16 protein-coding genes are annotated in these 20,422 nt (G+C 65.5%); 7 read left to right on the top strand and 9 right to left on the bottom strand.

Translation table 11 applies throughout. The annotated features are described in order from the left end of the window. Positions 1 to 208: 208 nt before the first annotated feature. From IC40_RS0103890 to IC40_RS0103875, 4 genes are all read right to left on the bottom strand, one after another. The gene (locus tag IC40_RS0103890; protein ID WP_030133450.1) at positions 209 to 1,180 is read right to left on the bottom strand and encodes a 4-(cytidine 5'-diphospho)-2-C-methyl-D-erythritol kinase; all 972 of its coding nucleotides are present in this window, start codon (positions 1,178 to 1,180) and stop codon (positions 209 to 211) included. Positions 1,181 to 1,368: 188 nt separating this feature from the next. Continuing rightward, positions 1,369 to 2,301, bottom strand: a complete 933-nt coding sequence (gene rsmA / locus IC40_RS0103885; RefSeq protein ID WP_036469253.1) for a 16S rRNA (adenine(1518)-N(6)/adenine(1519)-N(6))-dimethyltransferase RsmA — start codon at positions 2,299 to 2,301, stop codon at positions 1,369 to 1,371. Next, positions 2,298 to 3,425, bottom strand: a complete 1,128-nt coding sequence (locus IC40_RS0103880; RefSeq protein WP_030133448.1) for a resuscitation-promoting factor — start codon at positions 3,423 to 3,425, stop codon at positions 2,298 to 2,300. The genes rsmA and IC40_RS0103880 overlap by 4 nt, the downstream gene beginning before the upstream one ends. Positions 3,426 to 3,513: 88 nt before the next feature. After that, positions 3,514 to 4,365, bottom strand: coding sequence for a TatD family hydrolase (locus IC40_RS0103875; RefSeq protein WP_191293560.1), 852 nt, complete (start codon positions 4,363 to 4,365; stop codon positions 3,514 to 3,516). 26 nt (positions 4,366 to 4,391) lie between these two features. Here IC40_RS0103875 and metG point away from each other — a divergent pair, with 26 nt between their 5' ends. Then, positions 4,392 to 5,978, top strand: coding sequence for a methionine--tRNA ligase (gene metG / locus IC40_RS0103870; protein WP_042509877.1), 1,587 nt, complete (start codon positions 4,392 to 4,394; stop codon positions 5,976 to 5,978). After that, positions 5,978 to 7,327: an NADP-specific glutamate dehydrogenase gene (gdhA, locus tag IC40_RS0103865; protein ID WP_030133445.1), complete on the top strand. Its 1,350-nt coding sequence runs from the start codon at positions 5,978 to 5,980 to the stop codon at positions 7,325 to 7,327. The genes metG and gdhA overlap by 1 nt, the downstream gene beginning before the upstream one ends. Here gdhA and IC40_RS0103860 read toward each other — a convergent pair. After that, complete coding sequence (locus IC40_RS0103860; RefSeq protein WP_042509926.1) at positions 7,324 to 7,833, bottom strand: Lrp/AsnC family transcriptional regulator; 510 nt, start codon at positions 7,831 to 7,833, stop codon at positions 7,324 to 7,326. The two genes, gdhA and IC40_RS0103860, sit on opposite strands and share 4 nt — an antisense overlap. A gap of 135 nt (positions 7,834 to 7,968) precedes the next feature. Between IC40_RS0103860 and IC40_RS0103855 the strand changes: the two genes are divergently transcribed. The 4 genes from IC40_RS0103855 to IC40_RS0103840 all read left to right on the top strand — a co-directional run bounded on the left by IC40_RS0103855 (position 7,969) and on the right by IC40_RS0103840 (position 13,826). Continuing rightward, on the top strand, positions 7,969 to 10,299 hold the full coding sequence (locus tag IC40_RS0103855) for a thiamine pyrophosphate-binding protein (RefSeq protein WP_030133443.1): 2,331 nt from the start codon (positions 7,969 to 7,971) through the stop codon (positions 10,297 to 10,299). Between the two features lie 147 nt (positions 10,300 to 10,446). After that, entirely contained in the window at positions 10,447 to 11,595 is a 1,149-nt protein-coding gene (locus IC40_RS0103850) for an NAD(P)/FAD-dependent oxidoreductase (RefSeq protein ID WP_030133442.1), read from the top strand. Positions 11,596 to 11,656: 61 nt separating this feature from the next. After that, positions 11,657 to 12,541, top strand: a complete 885-nt coding sequence (locus tag IC40_RS0103845; RefSeq protein ID WP_030133441.1) for an RNA polymerase sigma-70 factor — start codon at positions 11,657 to 11,659, stop codon at positions 12,539 to 12,541. Between the two features lie 19 nt (positions 12,542 to 12,560). Beyond that, the gene (locus IC40_RS0103840; RefSeq protein WP_030133440.1) at positions 12,561 to 13,826 is read left to right on the top strand and encodes an aminodeoxychorismate synthase component I; all 1,266 of its coding nucleotides are present in this window, start codon (positions 12,561 to 12,563) and stop codon (positions 13,824 to 13,826) included. On the opposite strand, the gene IC40_RS0103835 is transcribed toward IC40_RS0103840, so the two are convergent. Both IC40_RS0103835 and rsmI read right to left on the bottom strand, forming a co-directional pair. Next, positions 13,763 to 14,218 carry a hypothetical protein gene (locus tag IC40_RS0103835; RefSeq protein ID WP_030133439.1) on the bottom strand — a complete coding sequence of 152 codons (456 nt, stop codon included), beginning with the start codon at positions 14,216 to 14,218 and terminating at the stop codon, positions 13,763 to 13,765. The genes IC40_RS0103840 and IC40_RS0103835 overlap by 64 nt on opposite strands. A 21-nt stretch (positions 14,219 to 14,239) precedes the next feature. Further along, positions 14,240 to 15,112: a 16S rRNA (cytidine(1402)-2'-O)-methyltransferase gene (gene rsmI / locus IC40_RS0103830; RefSeq protein WP_042509876.1), complete on the bottom strand. Its 873-nt coding sequence runs from the start codon at positions 15,110 to 15,112 to the stop codon at positions 14,240 to 14,242. Between the two features lie 26 nt (positions 15,113 to 15,138). Between rsmI and IC40_RS0103825 the strand changes: the two genes are divergently transcribed. Continuing rightward, positions 15,139 to 16,677: a dolichyl-phosphate-mannose--protein mannosyltransferase gene (locus IC40_RS0103825; RefSeq protein ID WP_030133437.1), complete on the top strand. Its 1,539-nt coding sequence runs from the start codon at positions 15,139 to 15,141 to the stop codon at positions 16,675 to 16,677. 139 nt (positions 16,678 to 16,816) lie between these two features. Here IC40_RS0103825 and IC40_RS27080 read toward each other — a convergent pair whose 3' ends face one another. After that, positions 16,817 to 18,919, bottom strand: a complete 2,103-nt coding sequence (locus tag IC40_RS27080; RefSeq protein WP_081843304.1) for a KAP family P-loop NTPase fold protein — start codon at positions 18,917 to 18,919, stop codon at positions 16,817 to 16,819. Between the two features lie 163 nt (positions 18,920 to 19,082). After that, on the bottom strand, positions 19,083 to 20,384 hold the full coding sequence (locus IC40_RS0103815) for a cryptochrome/photolyase family protein (protein ID WP_030133435.1): 1,302 nt from the start codon (positions 20,382 to 20,384) through the stop codon (positions 19,083 to 19,085). Positions 20,385 to 20,422: the final 38 nt, after the last annotated feature.

Raw genomic sequence — 20,422 nt, 5'->3', positions numbered from 1 at the left:
TATTCCGCCTGCAGGTGCACTCTTCAGGAGAGGCGCGCACACACAATTGGGACGCAGTTGTGTCTCATTCCGGTGGTCACCGGCCTTTTGTGGACAGGCCAGTTTCCACCGCACCCATCTTAAAGAACCCTTAAGTAACTGCCAAACGGATGCGCCGATTGAGGCATGTGTCACACCGCGTGCGGGTTTGATTTCCCGCGGGCCGCCCTCACCGCAGGGGTTCGGACATGACCCGGGCACCGGGCACGGGCCCGCTGGCCACTCGCACCGTCCGGCAGACACCCGCACCCGATAGCGCGGTGCCGACATCGACGGCGTGCGCGGCGGAGGCACATAGGAATGCACAGGTGGGGCCGGACCCGGAGACGATCCCGGCCAGGGCGCCGGCGTCCTGGCCCGCCCGCAGGGTGCGCCGCAGATCGGAGCGCAGGTTCAGCGCCGCCGGTTGCAGGTCGTTGCCGAGCAACGGCGCCAGGACGTGCGGGTCCCCGGTCGCCAGGGCGGCAAGCAGGGGTTCGGCATCGGTGAGGCGGGGTGGACCGCTCCACTGCGGATCGGCGCGCAGCCGGTCGATCTCGGCGAACACCGCCGGCGTGGACAGTCCGTCATGGGCGAAGGCGAAGACCCAGTGGAAGGTGCTGCGAGCCAGGACCGTGGCGAGTTCTTCACCGCGGCCGGTGCCGAGGGCGGTTCCACCATGGAGGGCGAACGGCACATCGCTGCCCAGCTGCGCGGCCATCGCGTGCAGATCGCGGCGCGGCACACCGAGATCCCAGAGCGCGTTCATGGCCACCAGGACGGCCGCGGCATTCCCGCTGCCGCCCGCCATTCCGCCGGCCACCGGGATCGACTTGGTGATCGAGATGGACACGTCAGGGGCGCGGCCGACGTGTTCGGCCAGCAATTCGGCGGCACGCCATGCCAGGTTGCGGTCATCGGCCGGCAGCGCCTCGGCCCCCTCGCCGAACATCTTCAGCGCCAGGACGTCGGCGTCGCGAACCGTCACCTCGTCGAAGAGGGAGACGGCGTGGAAAACGGTGGTCAGCTCGTGGTAGCCGTCGGTGCGCGCATCGCCGACGGCCAGGTACAGGTTGACCTTGCCGGGAACCCGGACGGTGACCGAACCGACTGACTCGGTGCCTGTCCACTCGGTGGCGGCATCCCCTGACGAAGCAGACACCGAACGAACCTACCGCTGCGCCGGTGAAATCAACACCGACACCGACCGCATACGTGGTGAGATACCCCTCGTCGATCCCGCCGCTGACGCCGACAATAACGTTTGCCAACGCAATGTGTCAAGGATCACACCGAGACGAAGAGTACGGCTGTCAACGGCACATTGAGGGCCGTGAAGCGGCCAGGGGATCAGCTCAGCAAGTTAGCCGCAGAGGGCGTTTCGAGCCGCGGTTCGGCCGGCGACGGGGCGGCGGCCGGGGTGAACTCGCCCGAACGCTGCAGCAGCCGGACGAAGTCCGCGATGCTCAGCGTCTCACCGCGACGGGCCGGATCGATACTGGCCGCCAACAAGCGCTCGGCCGACTCGTTCCCGGAACCCGCCCATTCGGCGAAGGCGTTGCGGGAGGTCTTGCGCCGCTGCGCGAAACCGATGTCGATCAGCTCGAACACCTGCTCGCGGAAGGCGGCGTCGGTCGGCCACGGCGAGTTCTCGTAGCGGTCGATGCGCACCAGACCGGAGTACACCCGCGGGATCGGCCAGAACACCGTCGGCGAGACCATCCCGTAACGGCGCACCTCGCCGTAGAAACGGACCTTCGCGCTGGGCACGCCGTAGTCCTTGCCACCGGGCTCGGCGGCGAGCCGCTCGGCGACCTCGGCCTGCACCATCACCATGACGGTCTTGATGGACGGGAACTCGGCCATCAGATGAAGCAGCGCGGGGACGGCGATGTTGTAGGGCAGGTTGGCGACCAGCGCGGTCGGCTGCTCTTCGAGATCACCGGACTTCAGCGTGAGGATGTCGCGGTTGAGCACCGTCAGCCGACCGATCTCGCTGTGCGAGTGATTGGCGACCGTCTTGGGCAGCTGCCTGGCGAGCACGGGATCGATCTCGACCGCGGTCACGCGGGCACCGCGGTCCAGCAGACCGAGGGTCAGCGAACCGAGGCCAGGACCGACCTCGACGACACAGTCCTGCCGGTGAATCCCGGATGCGGACACGATTCGGCGTACGGTGTTGGCATCGTGCACGAAGTTCTGCCCGAACGCCTTCCTGGGACGGAAGTCGATCTCCCGTGCCAGATGCCTGATCTCGGTACGCCCGAGCAGCCGGATGGTCATCTTGACCCCAATCTCGCGCTACATGTCGGCCAGGCACCCCAACCCTGGCGCGCCCTCGTTACTTCAGCTATCGCGATCTGCTCTTCTCGAGTTGCCAGATCCGCGCGCTGAGCATAGCGCAAACCACCCTGTCGCTCCCAGGTGTTTTGATCAAATTGGACGCCACCGTAAAATCCGTTACCTGTGTTGATGGCCCAATTACCTCCGGATTCGCATCCGGCGAGGGCGTCCCAGACGTGACCGTTGGACACCGGCGGCACCTCGGTGCCCGGTTTCGTCCCGACTCTCAGCACCGCTTCGCGCGCGGGATTGACGACGACATTGGCTACTGGCAGCCTGCCGGTCTCCTGCCCATTGACGCGCGCGACAGCAAAGGTGACATCCTGCAGGCCCGGGGTACCCGGATCCTCGACGATCTGGCGGCTCTGATTCAGCGTCGGATCCTCGATCCGCTCACTGGCCGGCGGCAGTGGGATCTGCTCGGTGACCTTCTCGATCCGCATCCTGGTCACAGCGATCTGCATGCCGTCGATCACCGGTGACGTCGCCGCCGGCACCACGGTGTCGCGCTGTTGCAGCGGCACACCGGCGGCCTCCAACAGGCCTGCGACGGTGGGCGCGGCCAACCGCACGGTCCTGATGTTGCCGCCATCGTTGATCTGCACCGTCTTGGCGCTCACCACCGGCAAAGACATGCCCGCCAACGGAACACGGCTGCCGCGCGAGGCTGCGGCGGGTGCGGTATCGGTCATCGACAGCTGGGCCAGCGCCTCTTGAACGGTGGCCGCGGTGGTCCAGACCTCGGTGCTGCCCTGTCCGTCCATCGAGATCTGCAGGGGCCGGCTGCGACGCAGCACGATGGTGTCGGCATCGTGAACCTGGGCATCGGCCACCGGGAACAGATCGTCACGGTCACCGACGGTGAAACCGTTCTCTTCGACGACGTCGATGACCCGGTTTTTCATGGTGGCGACGGTGATCGGCGCACCGTCCACGCTCAGGGTCACGGTCTTGTGGGAGGCCACCGCCACACCCCCGGCAAACACCAGGGTGAGCAGCAGCGCACCGACCAGAAGGTGTAGCGCGGGCGAGCGCGTTTCATGCAGTTTGTTCAGAACGTTCAATGCTGTGTTTCCCGACTAGTTGAGCGCGGCATCTGCGTCAGCCCAACCGGCCCGCCGCGTTCGATAACAGGACGGTAACGAAGTTAGGTCAACCGCGCCAACTCGTGAGGGTACCGAAGCCGTAGGTCCGGACCGCATTCTCGAAGGTCGCGCGAGCCACTTCGGTGGCCGGCCGGTCCAGGATGTCGGCCAGCGCACGCACCGTGTACGGCAGGCAGTAGGACTCGTTGGGCGCCCCGCGGTACGGGTGCGGGGTCAGGAAGGGCGCGTCGGTCTCCACGAGGAGCAACTCGTCGGGGATGACGGTGGCAGCCTCGCGCAGGGCGTGGGCATTGCGGAAGCTCACCGTTCCGGACAGGCTCATCAGCCAGCCGTTGCGGGCACAGGTGCGGGCCATCTGTGCGTCGGAGGAGAAACAGTGGAAGATGACCGTCTCGGGGGCGCCCTCGGCCGCCAGCACGTCCAGCACCTCGGCGTCACCGTCGCGGTTGTGGATCATCAACGGCTTGCCGGTCCGCTTGGCCAGGTCGATATGCCAGGCGAAGGCCTCGCGCTGCTGATCCGGGGTTGCACAGCCGTCGAGGCGGCCAGGCCAGTACATGTCGATGCCGGTCTCGCCCACCGCCACCACCCGCGGGTGGGCGGCCAACGTCGCCAACTCCGCCCTGGCGGCGTCGTCGAGGGTGTGGGCACGGGTCGGATGCAACGCCACGGCGGCATACACCCGCGGGTCCCAGTCGGCGGCCGCGTCTGCCCAGCGGGCCGCGTCGAGGTCATCGGCGATGGTCACGACGGCCTGGACACCGGCCGCACCGGCGCGGTCCAGGATGGCGGTGACGTCCTCGGCGGTCCGCGCACCGCAGGCATCGAGGTGGGTGTGCGCATCGATCAGCGGGGCCAGCGGCTCGGGGGCGGGCGGCTTCTCTCTCTTCGAGCTCACGACCCACACCCTAAGGTGAGAGCCAAATGACTACGTCTTTCCCCGGCGCGGGGACGCGAACCCCAGGCGCCCCTTTCTACATCACCACTGCCATCGCCTACCCCAACGGCGATCCGCACATCGGTCACGCCTACGAGTACATCGCCACCGACGCCATCGCCCGGTTCAAGCGTCTCGACGGCTACGACGTGCGCTACCTCACCGGCACCGACGTGCACGGCCTGAAGATGGCGGAGACGGCCGCCAAGCTCGGCATCACCGCCGCCGAGCTGGCCACCCGCAACTCCGATGTCTTCGAGCGCATGCAGGAACGACTCGGTGCCTCCTACGACCGGTTCATCCGGACCTCCGATGCCGACCACTACGAGGCCTCCCGGGAGATCTGGCGCCGGATGAACGAGGCAGGCGACATCTATCTCGGCAGCTACCAGGGCTGGTACTCGGTGCGCGACGAACGCTTCTTCGCCGAGGACGAGACCCAGGTGGGCGAGAACGGGACGCGCACCGCCATCGAGACCGGCACCGAGGTCACCTGGACCGAGGAGCAGACCTACTTCTTCCGGCTGTCTGCCTACACCGATCGCCTGCTGGCGCTCTACGCCGAGCACCCCGAGTTCATCGGGCCCGATGTGCGCCGCAACGAGATCGTCAGCTTCGTCTCCGGCGGGTTGCGCGACCTGTCGATCTCGCGCACCACCTTCGACTGGGGCGTCCCGGTGCCCGATCACCCCGATCACGTCATGTACGTATGGGTGGATGCGCTGACCAACTACCTCACCGGTGTCGGCTTCCCGGACACCGCCTCCGAGGCGTTCGAGAAGTACTGGCCCGCCGATCTGCACATGATCGGCAAGGACATCATCCGGTTCCACACCGTCTACTGGCCCGCGTTCCTGATGTCGGCCGGGCTGGCGCTGCCGAAGCGGATATTCGCCCACGGATTCATCAACGTCAAGGGCGAGAAGATGAGCAAGTCACTGGGCAACGTGGTCGACCCCCTGGTGCTCGTCGACGAGTTCGGGGTGGACGCGGTGCGTTACTTCTTCCTGCGCGAGGTGCCCTTCGGCCAGGACGGCAGCTATAGCGAAGAGGCGATCATCGGCCGGATCAATGCCGATCTGGCCAATGAACTGGGCAACCTGGCGCAGCGGTCGTTGTCGATGGTGAACAAGAATCTCGACGGCGTGGTTCCCGTTCCCGGGGCGTTCACCCCCGAGGACAACGAACTGCTGGCCGCCGCCGATGCGCTACTGGACCGGGTGCGCGACTGCTACGACCAGCAGGCAATGCATCTGGCGCTCGATGCCATCTGGTCGGTCCTCGGCGCAGCCAACCGCTACTTCTCGGCACAGGAACCCTGGGTGCTGCGCAAGTCCGAAACTCCGGAAGCGCAGCAGCGTTTCGGCACCGTGCTCTACACGACACTGGAGACGGTGCGCATCGCGACCCTGCTGACCCAGCCGGTGATGCCGACCGCGACCGCCAAACTGCTCGACCTGCTCGGCCAGCCGGCCGAGGCACGCGATTTCGGTGCGATCGACGCCCGGCTCACGCCGGGTGTCACGTTGCCCAAACCCGAAGGCGTGTTCCCCCGCTATCAGACGGATGTGTGATGACCACCCTGCACGAGAAGCTCCACGACATCTATGACGAAGTGGCCCAGCGCAATCCGGGCGAGACGGAATTCCACCAGGCCGTCTACGAGGTGCTCACTAGTCTCGGACCGGTGGTCGCCAAGCATCCGGAGTACGCCGACAACGCGGTGATCCGCCGGCTCTGCGAACCGGAGCGCCAGATCATCTTCCGCGTGCCGTGGGTCGACGATTCCGGTGCCGTGCAGATCAATCGAGGATTCCGGGTCGAGTTCAACTCCGCCCTGGGTCCCTACAAGGGCGGACTGCGGTTCCACCCGTCGGTGTATCTGGGCATCGTGAAATTCCTCGGCTTCGAACAGATCTTCAAGAACTCGTTGACCGGTCTGCCGATCGGCGGCGGCAAGGGCGGATCCGATTTCGATCCGAAGGGTCGCTCGCCCCAGGAGGTCATGCGGTTCTGTCAGTCGTTCATGACCGAGCTCTACCGCCACATCGGTGAATACACCGATGTGCCCGCCGGCGATATCGGCGTCGGCACCCGCGAGATCGGTTATCTGTTCGGCCAGTACAAGCGGATCACCAACCGGTGGGAGGCCGGCGTGTTCACCGGCAAGGGGCTGACGTGGGGCGGCTCCCAGGTCCGCACCGAGGCCACCGGATACGGGACGGTGTTCTTCGTCGACGAGATCCTGCGGGCCGCAGGCGATTCGTTCGACGGCAAGCGGGTCGTGGTGTCGGGGTCGGGCAACGTGGCCGTCTACGCCATCGAGAAGGTGCAGTCCCTCGGCGGGATCGTGGTGGCCTGTTCGGATTCCGGCGGCTACATCGTCGACGACAAGGGCATCGACCTCGATCTGGTCAAGGAGATCAAGGAGGTGCGCCGCGGCAGGATCGACGAGTACGCCGACGCCCGCGGCAACGGCGCGCACTTCGTGGCGAAGCAGAGCGTCTGGGAGGTGCCCTGCGATATCGCCCTGCCCTGCGCCACCCAGAACGAATTGTCCGGCGCCGACGCCGGCGCCCTCATCGAATCGGGGTGCCGCATCGTCGCCGAGGGCGCCAACATGCCGTGCACCCCCGATGCCGTCAAGTATTTCAGCGAGGCTGGGGTGACATTCGCTCCCGGCAAGGCCGCCAACGCCGGCGGGGTGGCTACCAGCGCCCTGGAGATGCAGCAGAACGCTTCACGGGATTCCTGGACGTTCGAGGAGACCGAGGCGCGGCTGGCCGAGATCATGGGTCGCATCCACCACACCTGCCTCACCACGGCCGACGAATACGGACAGCCCGGCAACTACGCGGCGGGCGCCAATATCGCCGGATTCATCAGGGTGGCCGATGCGATGGCGGCGCTGGGCCTGGTCTAGCCGCGCGGCCGGTCGAGCAATGGGCCGAGCCGATAATCGACCAGCCGTCGCATGACCAACCCGGTGGTGGTCTTCTCGACACCGTCGATGTCAAGAATCTGCCCGGCAAGCCGATAGAGATCGTCGGCGTCGCGGGCGACGATCTGCACGAGCAGGTCGGTGACGCCGCTGAGACCATGCACCTCAAGCACTTCGGGGACGTCGGCCAGGGCATCGCCGATGGCGCGCAATCGACGTTGGGTGACCGTCACCATGATGAAGGCCGTCAACGGGTAACCCAGTGCCGCCGGATCGATCCGCCGCTCGAACGACTGCAGTACGCCATCCTCTTCGAGTTTCGCCAGTCGCGAGTGCACGGTGTTCCTGGCCAACCCGGTGGCTTCCGCCAAGGCGACGGTGGTGGCCCGCGGCTCATGGACAAGGGCACGCAGGACACGCGCGTCGACCTCGTCGACGACCGCAGCGGGTTTGGTCGCTCGGTAATTGGTCGCTCGGTAATTGGTCATTGTGCGCAACTCCACTCGTCGTCGTGATCCACGGAAACGCAAAGTGATCAATCCGGTGCAACCATGTTGACCCAAATTACAGCAGGTGCTGCACTGGATGAACTATCTGCGCAAACCAACCGTGAGTAGGTCCGTGTGAACACCACTGCCGCCGACACCGACGGAGACCTCGACACCACCGACGCACTGGAGCGCGTCGCCGAACGTGTGCTGTGGTTGTCCACCTCGATCGTGCACCACGCCAATCGCATTCGGCCGAATGTCTCGGGACTCAAGGTCGGTGGGCATCAGGCCTCCAGCGCGTCGATGGTCGCGATCATGACGTCGCTGTGGTTTCAGCAGCTGCAATCCGGTGACCGGGTCTCGGTCAAACCGCACGCCTCCCCGGTGCTGCACAGCATCAACTACCTGCTCGGCGAACTGGATGAGAAGTACCTGACCACCTTGCGTGAGTTCGGCGGTCTGCAGTCCTATCCGAGCCGGTCCAAAGATCCTGACCCGGTGGACTATTCGACCGGATCCGTCGGCATCGGAGCCACCGCGCCGATCTGGGGCGCGATGGCGCGCCGCTATGTGAACACCCATCTGGGCGCCGGCGGCACCGGACGCCAGTACTCCCTGGTCGGCGATGCCGAACTCGACGAAGGTGCGGTCTGGGAAGCGATCCTCGATCCGGGTATCGCCGAACTGGGCGAGGTGGTCTGGATCGTCGACATGAACCGTCAATCGCTGGACCGGGTCGTGCCCAATATCGCCGCGCGCCGACTGGAAACCATGTTCGCCGCGGCCGGTTGGCAGGTCCTCACGGTCAACTTCGGCCGCCTGCTGCAGTCGCTGTTCACCCAACCCGGCGGAGAGGCGCTGCGCCGGCGCATCGTCACGATGGAGAACCCGGAATACCAGCGGTTGCTGCGCTGCGATGCCAGCGAGATCCGGCAACGCCTGCCCGGCGACGGTCCGTCGGCCGCCGAGATCGCGATACTGCTCGACACCCTCGACGACGCCACCCTGACCGCGGCGATCCGCAACCTCGGCGGTCACGACCTCACCGCGCTGGCCGAGGCGTACCGGCAGATCGACGATACGCGGCCAACGGTCGTCCTGGCGTACACGATCAAGGGTTACGGGCTTCCGACAGAAGGACATCCGCAGAACCACTCGGCGCTGTTGAGCAATGACGAATACGCCTCGCTTGCAGCGCGACTCGGTATGGACGTGGCCGACCCATGGCGCCGATTCGGCGCCGCCAGTGCGATGGGCAGATTGTGCGTCGAGACCGCGGCGCGCCTGCGGCGGGATCCCACGCCGTCGGCACCCATGCCGGACATTCCCACCGATATCGGTCGTACCCCGAAGGGCACCTCGACCACCCAGGCCGCGCTGGGACGCCTACTGCTGGATCTGACGAGAGAGGCGCCCGACGCGGCCAAGCGAGTCGTCACCGTCAGCCCGGATGTCAGCTCGACCACCAACCTCGCGGGCTGGGTCAACAAGGTCGGGGTGTGGTCGTCCGATGAGCGGCGCAACTGGTTCGCCGACGACGCCCAGACCCTGATGCACTGGAACGAACGGCCCAGCGGACAACACATGGAGCTCGGTATCGCCGAGACCAACCTGGTCGGGCTGATCGGGGAACTGGGCGCCACCTGGAGCCGATGGGGCGAGCCGCTGTTCCCCATCGGCGTGCTGTACGACCCGTTCGTCGAACGGGCCCTGGAACCATGGTCGTTCGGCATCTACGCCGGCGGCCAGTCCATCCTGGTCGGCACCCCGTCGGGGGTGAGTCTGGCCGCCGAGGGCGGTGCGCACCAGTCCATCAAGACGCCATCGATCGGCCTGGAGCAGCCCGGTTGCATCAGCTACGAACCGGCTTTCGCGATCGACGTCGAATGGACCCTGTTGGCCAGCATGGCGCGACTGGGCCGTCCGGGTGGATCCTCGGCGTACCTGCGGCTGTCGACAAGGCCGGTGGACCAGGCGCTCGCCCACGTCCCGGAGGATCCCGCCGCGCGCGAACGCCGCCGCCGACAGGTGGTCGCGGGCGGCTATCCGCTGCGCCGATCACCGGCATCGGAGGTGAAGGTGACCATCGCCGCCGTGGGCACCATGGTCACCGAAGCGCTCGCCGCGGCAGATCGATTGGACCAGGTCGGCATCCCCGCCGATGTGCTGTGCGTGACCAGCCCCGGCTTGCTGTTCGAGGCCTGGCAGGCGCGGCAGGGCCGACGCTCGGCGGACACCTGGATTCTCGACCAGCTGTTCCCCGCCGACCGCGCGACCCCGATGGTGACCGTGCTCGACGGGCATCCGCACACCCTGGCGTTCCTGGCCGGTATCCGGCAGGTGCCGTTGACCGCACTGGGGGTGTCCGGTTTCGGGCAGGCCGGTGATCTGCCGGACGTCTACCGCTACCACGGCATCGATACCGACAGCATCGTCAGGGCGGCCCTCGACATCACCAACTGACTTGCCACCGCGATGACCCAGGCCATGAGAGCGGCTCCCCTGCAGCCGATCCAGCGACCAACGAGAACATGACCTACGTCACGTAATGTCACATTGTCGGGCGCACCGGTGTCTTGAGGGCATCACTGGCCCACACGAGGAGACATCATGACCGAGACCGCGGCGCGCATCGTCGTCGTCGGCGGTGGTTACGCCGGCGCACTGGCCGCCAACCATCTGCTCCAGCGCGATGACGTGGATATCACCCTGGTCAACGCCCGCCCGCAGTTCGTCGAGCGGATCCGGCTGCACCAGCTGGCGATCGGCAATGACGACGCCGTCGCCGATTACGCCGAACTGCTCGGGGCACGCGTGCGACTGGTGGTCGACACGGCCCACCGGATCGACACCGCCGCCCGCCGCGTCGAGCTCGCCTCCGGTGCCGCGCTGGATTATGACCACCTGATCTATGCCGTTGGCAGCACCGGGGGCGCCGCACCCGAATTCGCCTACCGGCTGGGTGAATTGGAGGACGCGCACCGCCTGGCCGTGCACCTGCGGGAGCTGCCGGCCGACGCGCCGATCGTCGTCGTCGGCGGCGGGCTGACCGGTATCGAGGCCGCGGCGGAGTTCGCCGAAGCCCGCCGCGCCGTCACCCTGGTCGCCGGCGCGGTCCTCGGACCCTCACTGAGCGTTCCGGGCCGGCGGTCGGTGGCCAAGAAACTGCACAAGCTCGGCGTGACGATCATCGAAGGGTCGACGGTCCATGCCGTCGGTGCCACGGACGTGACGCTGTCCGACGGGCGCACACTGCCCGCGGCCGCCACCGTCTGGACTGCCGGATTCGGGGTGCCTGCACTGGCCGCCGCGAGCGGACTGCGCACCGACGCATTGGGCCGGTTACTCACCGACGAGACGCTGACCAGCATCGACGACGATCGAATCGTCGCCGCCGGGGATGCGGCCGCCCCGTCCGGGGTGTCGCTGCGGATGAGCTGCCAGGCCGCGCTGCCGTTGGGCGCCCAGGCCGCCAACACCGTGCTGGCCCGGATTGCCGGAACCGAGCCTGCCCCGATCAGCCAGGCCTTCACCGGCCAGTGCATCAGCCTGGGCCGCGCCGCGGGCACCATCCAGCTGGCGCGTACCGATGACACCCCGATCCCGCTGTACCTCGGCGGCCGGGCCGCGGCCCTGGTCAAGGAGCAGGTGTGCAAAGGCACGCTGGCGTTCCTGCGTAAGGAGGCCCGCAAGCCCGGTGCCTACTTCTGGCTCAAGAGCGCCAAGCGCGCCAAGGCGCTCGATTTGGAGACCGCATGAGCGAAGCTTGCGAGCGAATCATCGGTACGGCACGCGGGAGCCGAGCCTGGGAGGCAACCGCGTGAGCGAGCACGCCGAGCGCTTCACGGCGTTGCGCCCGTTGCTGTTCACCATCGCCTACGAAATCCTGGGATCGGCAACGGAATCCGATGATGTCCTGCAGGAGAGTTATCTGCGCTGGGCCGAGGTGGATCTGGGCACCGTCCGCGACACCAAGTCCTATCTTGCCCAGCTGGTGACCCGGCAGTCACTCAACGCGTTACGCGCGCAGGCCCGCAGGCGCGAGGAGTACGTGGGGCCGTGGCTGCCCGAGCCGCTGCGGGTGCAGGACACCGACGCGAGCTCGGATGTCGTGCTGGCCGAATCGGTGTCGATGGCGATGATGGTGGTCCTGGAGACATTGTCACCGGACGAGCGCGCCGTGTTCGTGCTGCGCGAGGTGTTCGGATTCGGCCACGACGAGATCGCCGCTGCGGTCGGCAAATCCACGGCCGCGGTCCGGCAGTTGGCGCACCGGGCGCGCGAACACGTGCACGCCCGGCGCAAACGCTACGAGCCGATCGACAGCGCAGTCAGCGAGGCGCTGACCGCACAATTCCTGCTCACCGCGGCCACCGGCGATATCGCCGGGCTCGTCGAGATGCTGGCCCCCGATGTGGTGTGGACCGCCGACAGCGCAGGCAAGGTCAGCGCAGCCCGCCGTCCGGTGCGCGGTGCGGACCGGGTGGCACGGCTCATCATCGGCCTGTTCCGGATGTCCGGTGAGCAGGGCAGGGTCGAATACACCACCTACAACAACGCACCCGCGCTCAACCTCTACCTCGGCGAGAGCTTCGAGGGCGTCATCACCGTGGAATTCACCGCCGGCAAGATCTCGCACTTCTACGCCATGCGCAACCCGGACAAGCTCACCACCGCCGCCATCCCGAGAGCCATCGGCCGTTAGCTTCTGGAAAGCTGAACCGGTGCGCATCGACCGGCTCGGCGACCTCGGCAACGCCCCCGAGGTGTTGCGCTGGATCGCCGATGCGGCGGCGCGCCACGGAAAGGCGGCGCCTGCCGCGTTGATCGGCGACTGGTTCGGCTCACGTGCGGTGATCGCCCCCTCGCTGGCGGCCGAACCGCTTCCGGAGTTGTTCGAGGCCTACCCGGGCAGTTCGACGTCGGTCGGCGGCGGCTGGTTCGGTTACCTGTCCTACCCTGACGGACCGGGGCAACCACGTATCCCGGAGGCCGCGGGCGGCTGGTCGGACTCGGTGTTGCGGCAGGACGCAGACGGGCAATGGTGGCATGAGAGCCTCACCGACACAGCACTTCCCGATTGGCTTTCCGGAGTATCGAGCGCGCCTTCGCGACCGTACCGGCTGGAGTGGACCGCCCCCGACCGCGACCGGCACCTCGCCGGTGTGACCGCCTGCCTGGACGCGATCGGCGCCGGCGAGGTCTACCAGGCCTGCGTGTGCACCCAGTTCCGCGGCAAGCTCACCGGTGATCCACTGGACTTCTTCGTCGACGCCGTCACGCGCACCGCACCGGCGCGCGCGGCCTATATCGCAGGCAGCTGGGGTGCGGTGGCCTCGTTGTCACCGGAGCTGTTCCTGCGCCGCAGCGGCGAGGCGATCTCGTCGAGTCCCATCAAAGGCACACTGCCGCTGCATGAGTCGCCGGCTATGTTGCGCGCCTCGGCCAAGGACGTCGCCGAGAACATCATGATCGTCGACCTGGTGCGCAACGACCTCGGCAGGCTCGCCGTCACCGGCTCGGTGTCCGTCCCGGAGCTGCTGCGGATCCGACCCGCACCCGGGGTGTGGCACCTGGTGTCGACCGTCGCCGCGCGGATCCCGGTCGCGACGCCGATGTCGGCAGTGCTGGACGCGACGTTCCCGCCGGCGTCGGTGACCGGCACTCCGAAGGGTCGGGCCCGCGAGCTGCTCGGCGACTGGGAACAGTATCGGCGCGGAATCTATTGCGGCACAGTCGGCCTGGCCTCACCGTCGGCGGGTACCGAGCTGAACGTGGCCATCCGCACGGTCGAATTCGACGCCGAGGGGAACGCGGTGCTCGGCGTCGGTGGCGGTATCACCGCCGATTCCGACCCGGCCGCCGAATGGCAGGAGTGTCTGCACAAGGCGTCCTCCATCATCGCGCTGGGCCAAGACCGCGAAGTTCAGGACGACGCCTGCAGCCCGGTCAGCGCCGTCACCCAGGCCGCATTGCCGGAGAAGACGTAGAACGCGATCTCCCCCGCGGCGGTGTCGACGATCAAATGCGTCTGCCCGCCCACCACCGAACCCTTGAACGCGGTCGCCTCCCGGACTCCGGTGATCTCGGCGACCGGGACCTCGATGGTCTTCTGAGTCAACGTGCGAAACACCAACCTGCGCGCCGTCAGCGCGATGAAACCGGCATTCTTCACCGTCGGATAACCCGGCGCGGTGGCCCCGCGGTAGGACCCCTTCTCCGGTCCACGCACCATCGGTTCGCCGGCCAGTTCGGCGCCGAACTGCGCGGCGGCGGCCTCGCTGCGCCGCGGTAACCACCACAGCAGCGGGATGGCGATCAGCGCACCCACCGCGACCAGGATCCCGACGACAAGCAACACCACGAACACCGTCGTACTCATACCGAACACACCCCCGCAGGCTCAGTCGCGCGACTTCAACACCGCATCGTAGAGCTCACGCTTGGACGGTGCGCCCGGATTGGCCGCAACGACCTGGGCACATGCGTCCTTGACCCGCATACCGTCGTCGACCAGATCGCCCACCTGGGCCACCAGGGTGTCCAGATCGGCCGACGGCGTCGCCCCGGCCAGCACCACCGTGATCTCGCCGAGCACCCCGCCGGCGGCCCAGTCGGCCAACTCGGCCAGCGTCCCGCGCCGGATCTCCTCGTGGGTCTTAGTCAGCTCCCGGCACACCACGGCGCGCCGGTCACCGCCCAGGGTGTCGACGGCGTCGGTCAACGTGTCGGCCAGCCGCCGCGGTGACTCGAAGAAGACACAGGTGCGCGCCTCGACGGCCAACCCGGTCAGCCAGTTTCGCCGGGCGACCTGCTTGCGCGGGGCGAACCCCTCGAAACAGAACCGGTCGGCGGGCAACCCGGACACCGCCAGCGCCGTCGTGACCGCCGAGGGACCCGGCAGACAGCTGACCGTCAGTCCGGCCTGCACGCAGGCGGTCACCAGACGGTAGCCGGGGTCGTTGATCAGCGGCATGCCGGCGTCGCTGATCAGCAGCACGGTGGCACCGGCGGCGATCTCGTCGACCAGCATCGGCACCCGCGACGCCTCGTTCTGGTCGAACAGGCTGAGCACTCGCCCGGCCGGTGTCACCTCCAGCGCCGAGGCCAGTGTCCGGGCCCGCCGGGTGTCCTCGGCGGCGATGACATCCGCGGTGGCCATGGCCCGGACCAACCGCGCCGACGCGTCGCCGGGCTGCCCCAGCGGAGTGGCCCCCAAGAGCAGTCGGCCGTCGGACGTTCCGGCGGGTGCGGGCGTAGCGAGCGGGGGTTCCACAACTGCAAAGCCTACGATCGTCGGTGATGACCGCTCCTGACACCGTGCAACCGGAGCGCGCCGCACCCATGATCAGTCCGGGACCACTCGTCCCGGTTCCCGACTTCGGGCCCGTCGACCGGCTGCAGGGCTGGGTGATGACCGCGATCATCGGGGCGCTGGCCGCGCTGACTCGGTTCTTGAACCTGGGGTCGCCGACCGACGCCGGCACCCCGATCTTCGACGAGAAGCATTACGCGCCTCAGGCCTGGCAGATGCTGCACAACAACGGCATCGAGGACAATCCCGGTTACGGCCTGGTGGTCCACCCGCCGATGTCGAAGATGCTGATGGGCATCGGTGAATGGCTTTTCGGTTACACCGGGCTGGGCTGGCGGTTCAGCGGCGCGGTGTGCGGCGTCATCATCGTCATCCTGGTCTCGCGGATCGTCCGGCGGATCAGCCGGTCCACGCTGGTCGGCGGGATCGCCGGGCTGCTGATCATCGCCGACGGGGTCAGCTTCGTCTCCTCCCGCACCGCGCTGCTGGACGTGTATCTGGTGGTGTTCGTCGTCGCGGCGTTCGGGGCGGTGATCGTCGACCGCGATCAGGTCCGGGAGCGGATGCACATCGCGCTGCTGGAGGGCCGCATCACCGACACCCCGTGGGGACCGCGCCTGGGTGTGCGGTGGTGGCGGTTCGGGGCCGGTGTGCTGCTGGGGTTGGCGTGCGCGACGAAATGGTCGGGGCTGTACTTCGTCGCCTTCTTCGGGTTGCTGACGCTGGCCTTCGATATCGCCGCGCGACGGCAGTACCGGGTGCAGCGGCCGTGGCTCGGTGCGGTGCGCCGCGACGTCGGGCCGTCGCTGTACGCGTTGGTGCTCATTCCTTTCGCGGTGTACCTGGCCTCCTACGCCCGCTGGTTCGCCTCGGAGACCGGGGTGTACCGCCACGAGGTCGGCCGCACCATCGGCGAGGGCGGCTTCCTGCCCGATGCCATCCGCTCGCTCTGGTACTACACGGCCTCGGTGTACCGCTTCCATTCCGGACTGACCAACGCCGCGGGTAACCACCACCCGTGGGAGTCCAAACCGTGGACGTGGCCGATGTCGCTGCGTCCGGTGCTCTACGCCATCGATCAGCAGAACGTGCCCGGCTGTGGGGCGGAGTCCTGTGTGAAGGCCGTGATGCTGGTCGGAACCCCGACCATGTGGTTCATCGCGGTGCCGGTACTGCTGTGGGCCTGCTGGCGGACGTTCGTGCGGATGGACTGGCGGTACGCGGCGGTGCTGGTCGGCTACTGCGCCGGATTCCTACCGTGGTTCCTGGCCATCGACCGGCAGATGTACTTCTTCTACGCCACCGCGATGGCGCCGTTCTTCGTGATGCTGATAGCGCTGATCCTGGGCGACATCCTGTATCAGCCACGACAGAACGCCGAGCGGCGAACGCTGGGCGTGATCGCGGTGAGTTTCTACGTGGCGCTGGTGATCACGAACTTCGCCTGGCTATATCCGATCCTGACCGGGCTGCCCATCTCGCAGACGACCTGGCATATGCAGATCTGGTTGCCCAGCTGGCGGTGACGCACGCAAGTACCAATCGCCTTAACAACGGCGTATCCACTGCGACGAAGCGACACCAGCTTAAATGACCCGTCAGCGGCCGCGACCCGAACGGGCCGTATTAGGACGCCGCAGTCCTCAAGCAGTGAGGGAAGCCGATCTAATTGCGGGCAACCTCGGCCACCTTCGCTCGCGCGAGCTTGAGCCGATTACCGAGAGATAAGTCTTCGGTGTCTATTTTGCTGGCGCCGTACCAAAGAAGCTTTCCGTCAAGCTCACGTGTCGCCTCCGGACCAAACAACCGTCGAAACGAGGCTTCCTGGAATCGCAGCTCTGGACTCAATCCATCGCTTCCGACCCAATCTTCCTGTATGACGAAGCCAACGATGACCTTCTCCAAATCTGAGCGTTGGTACACGTTAGCAATACGAGTTCCGATATCAGACACACGTTCGTCGCCCTTATCGCCGCCAGTGAACCACCAGCACGTATCGACTAGGTAAGCCAAGGATATGCCAAAGCTTAGCGCCGACAATAACTCATTTTCTAGAATGTCAAGAAAATAAACACCCAAATCTGCCACAACATTTTCTGGTGACCGGCTAGACAAACGGTTGCTTGCAATGCTGCGCGTGGCAAACAACAGAATATCCGGAGCCGCCATTATACTTTTCAGCCTGTCGACAGTTAGCGCGCTCTCGGTCAGAGCGAGCATAATTTCGCTGTCTAGCCAGCGACGAAGCGCTCGTAGTGGCGACGCAAATCCCTCCTGGCCATCCGAGTTCGCGTTGTGTCGGTCGATCAAAAACTCCACGAGTTTAGGACTGCCGGAAGAGTGCGAGCCCCTGAATTTAGCACCCTTCTCAAGCGCTAAGGCAGCCAAGTCGAGATCGTCGCCGTCGATAATCTCCGCAAACCGAATTACGTCGCTTTGATCGACATCATTATCAACGATTCTGGTGATCGCATTGGCAATGATCCGGTCTTCGACGTCGTCATCAGCAATACCCATTATGAAGTATCTTTGAAAATAGAGATCGTTTGACAACGCTAACGGGTGATCTCGGTAAAAAATCAGACCTTGCGACTGAATCCCAGGAAAAAGACCGGAAAGGATAGCCATTATCAACGAGACGTCGTTCTCAGTTTCAACGAGTGGTCGAATTCGATTGTGCCAATCTTCATGTGACAGTTCACTGGAATCCAAAAAACCTAACGGCACTTTGCCGGACTGAAGCGCAACTTTCCATCCAGCAATCTGCTCGTATACTTCGTGATGAAATACCCTGATGAAGCTGAGCGCAACGTAGTCGATCGCGTCTACTTCGGCAAAACTAAGCATTTCGGCAAACGCGAGAACTTGCTCGCGAAACCGTGACTGCGCACGTGGCGTCAGAAGTGCTGGGGCGATCACCGCCACTAGCTCTGACAGTCGGTCCGCTGCCTGGGCGTCCAGCGTTATCCCGTGCCGCGCAATCAACTCATCTATGGTCTCAGTTAGTAGACGGCGCTGGACCACAGCCGCAAGAGGTGGCACTTCGAACGGGTACTGAACAATTTTTTCCATGAAATCCGAGGATTTTGTCGCCAAGCCTCGGAATTTCAGTAAGTCTTCAATCGTTGTTTGATCATATGCAATCAAATAGTGTACGTTCGGAAACCTTCCCAATAAACGAACAACTTTCAGAAGACTTAGGACCTCTTCCGAATCAAGTCGGTCAATGTCGTCTGCAATTATGAGAACTTTGTAACCTAAATCGCAGAACACATCACAGGCCTGTTCGAACTGTTCGCGCCAAGGCTTCTCAGCCGTCGCAACTTCGACAGCTTCCTGCACCGCACTTGACAAAGCTTCCCCTGCGACCGGGACTATTTTCAACAGCGATGTACACATACGGGAATATTTGCGTACTTTTTCTTTCGCATTCGGCTGCTGAGTCTCGTCAAAAATGGATGTTAGTGCCGACAAGAACTCGATCTGAAGGCTGTTAACATCTGAGGTCGCCCATGGTGAAAAGACGACAACCTTCCAAGTCTCGTCAAGTTGAGAACGGAGTCTGCTAAGTAACGATGTCTTTCCGCTTCCCCACGGACCGACCAAGCCAAAAACTGTACTAGCCTGACCCAACACAGCTGCGTTCAGGCGTTCTGCAATCATGCTAACGAACAGCCCACGGTTGAGTTTGTCCTCGTCGTCAGGACCAAGTGGCTCGTCGGGCCAGAGAACGGGCGTCGGGTTTTTTATATCCGGTCCAGTAGGCATCAAGTTCTAGCTTGACTCATAGTTGCGAAAATGTCGAGTGATCCAACGAAACGCTATTCATCGCGAGATTAGCAGATAGTCATTCGACGTCGGTAGCCGTGTATCAATAGACGAATAGCCGGCGAGATCATCCTGTTTACTTAGGTTTTCCAAGTCGCTTGTTTCAGCGGATTGCCTCGTAGCGGCGCAGCGCCTCCTTGCGCTCGGCGCTGTGGTCGACCATCGGCTCGGGGTAGTCGTCGCTGCCGTACTCGGGCACCCAGCGCCGCACATACGCGCCGTCGGGGTCGAACTTCTTGCCCTGGGTGTCGGGATTGAACACTCGGAAGTAGGGGGCGGCGTCGGTGCCGCAGCCGGCGGCCCACTGCCAGCCGTGCTGATTGCTGGCCATGTCCCCGTCGACCAGCTGCTCCAGGAACCAGCGCGCGCCCCACTGCCACGGCAGGTGCAGATCCTTCACCAGGAATGACGCGGTGATCATCCGGACCCGGTTGTGCATGAAGCCCGACTCGGCGAGCTGGCGCATCCCGGCATCGACGATCGGGAATCCGGTCTTACCGGCCTTCCAGGTCTCGAACCGCCGTTTGGCGTCGGCGTCCTCGTCCACCTCGATCGCGTCGAAGGCCTTGTTCCAGTTCCACCACACGCTGCGCGGCCAGGAATCCAGCACCGTGGCATAGAAGTCGCGGAAGGCCAGTTCCCGCAGATAGGCCTGCGGGCCCTCCCCCGACTTCAGATCGGCGGCCATGGTGCGCGGATGGATGGCGCCGAACTTCAGGTGCGCCGACATCCGGCTGATGCCCTCGATATCGGGGCGGTTGCGGTCATCGCCGTAGTCGGCAATCTTGTTCTTGAGAAACGATTTCCACGCCTTGCGCGCGGCGGTCTCCCCCGCCGGCAGGTCCAGCTGCGCCACGCCGTCGGGGATGTCGGTGGCCTTGGCGGCGCGCCCGACATCGTTCGGGTCGATCCACGTCGCACTCTTCGGCCCGGTCTTGGCCGGCGCCCGCCAGCCGTGCTCGCGCCAGGCGCGAAAGTACGGGGTGAAGACCTTGTACGGGGTGCCGTCATCTTTGGTGACCCGCCCTGGGGAGACCAGATACGGCGAGCCGCTCTCCTCCAGCGGGATATCGCCGAGCGCGTCGCGCACCGCGGCGTCGCGGCGCTTCCCGTAGGGCGAGAAATCACCGGAGACATGCACCGCCGAGGCGTCGATCGCCTTGGCCAGGGCCGGGATTCGCTCCTCGGCGCGCCCCTCGGTGACCAGCAGCCTGCCGTCGAGTTGGTCGCGGATATCGCGCAGTGCGTCGTAGAGGTATTGCAGCCGGCGCGGGCCCGAGCTGGCGTGCAGTCGCGGATCCAGCACGTAGCACGCCAGCACCTCGCTGTCCTCCTGAGCGGCGTCCAGCAGGGCGGGCAGATCGTGCAACCGCAGGTCGCGCCGGAACCACAGCAACGTAGGCATGTCCTTCATGCTGCCCCGTGCGCGGGCGCGGCAAACCT

The organism is Mycolicibacterium neoaurum ATCC 25795 (assembly GCF_000691525.1).
Classification (GTDB): Bacteria; Actinomycetota; Actinomycetes; order Mycobacteriales; family Mycobacteriaceae; genus Mycobacterium; species Mycobacterium neoaurum.
Note: the sequence above shows the minus strand (reverse complement) of the source record. Positions and strands in the feature narration are given on the sequence as shown.